Annotated in this window: 1 protein-coding gene; it reads right to left on the reverse strand. The window is 48.3% G+C overall.

Features of this window, described 5'->3' with window-relative positions:
* Positions 1-267: 267 nt before the first annotated feature.
* The gene (topA, locus tag AC3DOM_RS17285) at positions 268-2,580 is read right to left on the reverse strand and encodes a type I DNA topoisomerase (protein WP_487920282.1); all 2,313 of its coding nucleotides are present in this window, start codon (positions 2,578-2,580) and stop codon (positions 268-270) included.
* Positions 2,581-2,664: the final 84 nt, after the last annotated feature.

Below are 2,664 nucleotides of genomic sequence, written 5' to 3' on the forward strand. Positions count from 1 at the left end.
CTGTTGATAATCGGAACGGAGCAATTCTGGGGTGGCATCCGACCATTCCACAGGCTGAATATTCCATCCCCATATCAGACCTAAAGTAAAACCAATAAGAATGGCAAAAAACGCTGCAATTACCGGATTCTTTAGCTTCTCTCGGAGCATATTCATATGCATTTCCTCTAAGAACAAATAAGCGACGATAAGATATTATAACAAGAAAGCTCCTAAATGCGCTAACGGATTTAGGAGCTTCGTTTTTTTTCAAAAAATGAGGATAGTTTATTCAGATTGCTCTGGTTGCAAATCATCCAAAAGGATGCTCTCCTCGCATTGAATACATTGAGCATCACGCTTATTTGCAACAACCAACAAGCCCTTGCATTTTGGGCAAGGCTCAGCAAGGGGACGTTTCCATGAAGTAAATTCACAATTAGGGTAATTGATGCAACCATAAAAGGTGCGCCCCTTGCGTGTTTTCCGCATGATCAGTTCTCCGCCATCAGTGGGACAGGAAACACCGATTTTTTCCAGCCATGGTTCAGTATGGCGGCAGGTTGGAAAATCACTACAGGAAATAAATTTCCCATATCTGCCATAACGAAGTACCAGATCATGTCCGCACTTTGGACAGGCGCGGCCTATCGGCTCGGGTCCGCGCTTCGTTGCGGGCATCTCTTTTTCAGCACGGATCAGATCTTCAGAAAATGGTCCGTAGAATCTGCGAATCACCTCGACCCATTCCTCTTTTCCCAAGGCAACCTCATCCAGGCTTTCTTCCATCCGCGCGGTAAAGCCCAAATCGACAATATCGGTAAAATGTTTAACCAACAAATCGTTGACGAGTTCACCTGTTTCGGTGGGGAAAAGACGCTTGTCGACGCGTTCAACATATCCGCGCGCCTGGATAGTGGACAAAGTTGGAGCGAAGGTGGATGGACGCCCGATACCGTTTTCCTCCAAGGCCTGCACCAAAGATGCCTCGCTAAAGCGTGGTGGTGGCTGGGTGAAATGTTGATCAGGAATGAGATGCACCAATTCTTGAGTTTGCCCCTCCTCGATTCCCGTTGGGATATTTACATTCTCATCCCCATTTTCGCCTTTCTCCTTGTTCAAATTTCTCTTATCAGCATAAACAGCCAAAAATCCAGCAAAATTGATTGCTGAGCCAGAGGCTCGCAACAGATATTTGTGCGCATTTGTTTTTCCCAGGACCTCGACTTGCAAAGTGTCGTAGATAGCCGCCGCCATTTGAGAGGCGATAAATCGCTGCCAGATCAATCGATAGAGCTTGTATTGAGATGTATTTAGCGAATCCTTTATTTTTTCAGGGGAGCGCAAAGCCGAAGTTGGGCGAACAGCTTCGTGGGCTTCCTGTGCGCCCTTGGCCCGTGTCTTATGCCTGGGAGGTGTCTTTGGAATATAATCCTTTCCAAAGCGCTCGCTAATATATCCACGTGCTTCCGCAACAGCAGAGGCAGCAATATGAGTCGAATCTGTGCGCATATACGTGATTAGCCCTGTGCCACCGTCTTCACCGACATCTATGCCCTCATAGAGCGATTGAGCAACTGCCATAGTCCGTTTGGCGGTAAATCCAAGCCGGCGGGAGGCATCCTGTTGCAAGGTCGATGTGATGAAAGGTGTCGGGGGGTTCCGACGACGCTGCCCACGCTTGATCTTTTTGATCGAATACGCGGCGGTTTCCATATCCACAAGAATTGGTTTAACAACTTCTTCGGTGGGGAGCGATGGTTCATCACCATCTATGCGATTTAATTTTGCAACAAAAGTGGAATTCAAACCATCTGGTTTAAATTCTGCCGCAATTGACCAATACTCCTCAGGAATAAAAGCGTCAATTTCACGCTCTCGTTCAACAACCAGGCGTAAAGCCACAGATTGGACGCGTCCTGCCGAAAGACGGCCACGCACCTTCTCCCACAGGATTGGGCTGATTCCGTAGCCTACGAGGCGATCCAGAATGCGACGCCCCTGCTGAGCGTTGACCAGATCCATATTGATCTTACGAGGGGAGGCAAAAGCCTCCTCGATGGCCGGTTTTGTGATCTCATGGAAAACTACCCGTTTTGCTCTGGCTGGCTCAATTTCAGCCGCTTCCATCAAATGCCAGGCTATCGCTTCCCCCTCCCGATCAAGATCGGTGGCGAGATAAACTTCTTCCGCTGTTTTGGCAAGTTTTTTCAATTCTTTCATGATCGGGCGCTTATCGTTGGGAACACGATATTTTGGCTCGAAATTATTTTCCACATCCACGGAAAGCTGCGAACGCAACAGATCACGAATATGTCCGACAGAGGCTTTAACCGTGTAGCCACGTCCTAAAAAGCGACCGACTGTACGCGCCTTTGCCGGGGACTCGACGATCACCAATTTTCCTTTGCGCTTGCGTTCCCGCTTCACCTTTGGCGGTGGGATCATGCCTTCGTGTGCATCAGTACGTCCGGTGCGGTACATTTTTGTGCCACAAACAGGGCAAATACCACGGGTAACCGGCGCGCCAATTTTGTTAAATGTCGCTTCCGCTTCCGTGATTTCTCTTTTTGTCTTGCATTTCATGCAGTAGGCTTCCAAGGTATTCTCCTACAAATAATCGTCTCGATTTTCTTCCTTCAGGCGAGAAACAATTTTGCGCACGTCCTGTGCCTGATCTCGGTG

The organism is Candidatus Desulfolinea nitratireducens (assembly GCF_982879505.1).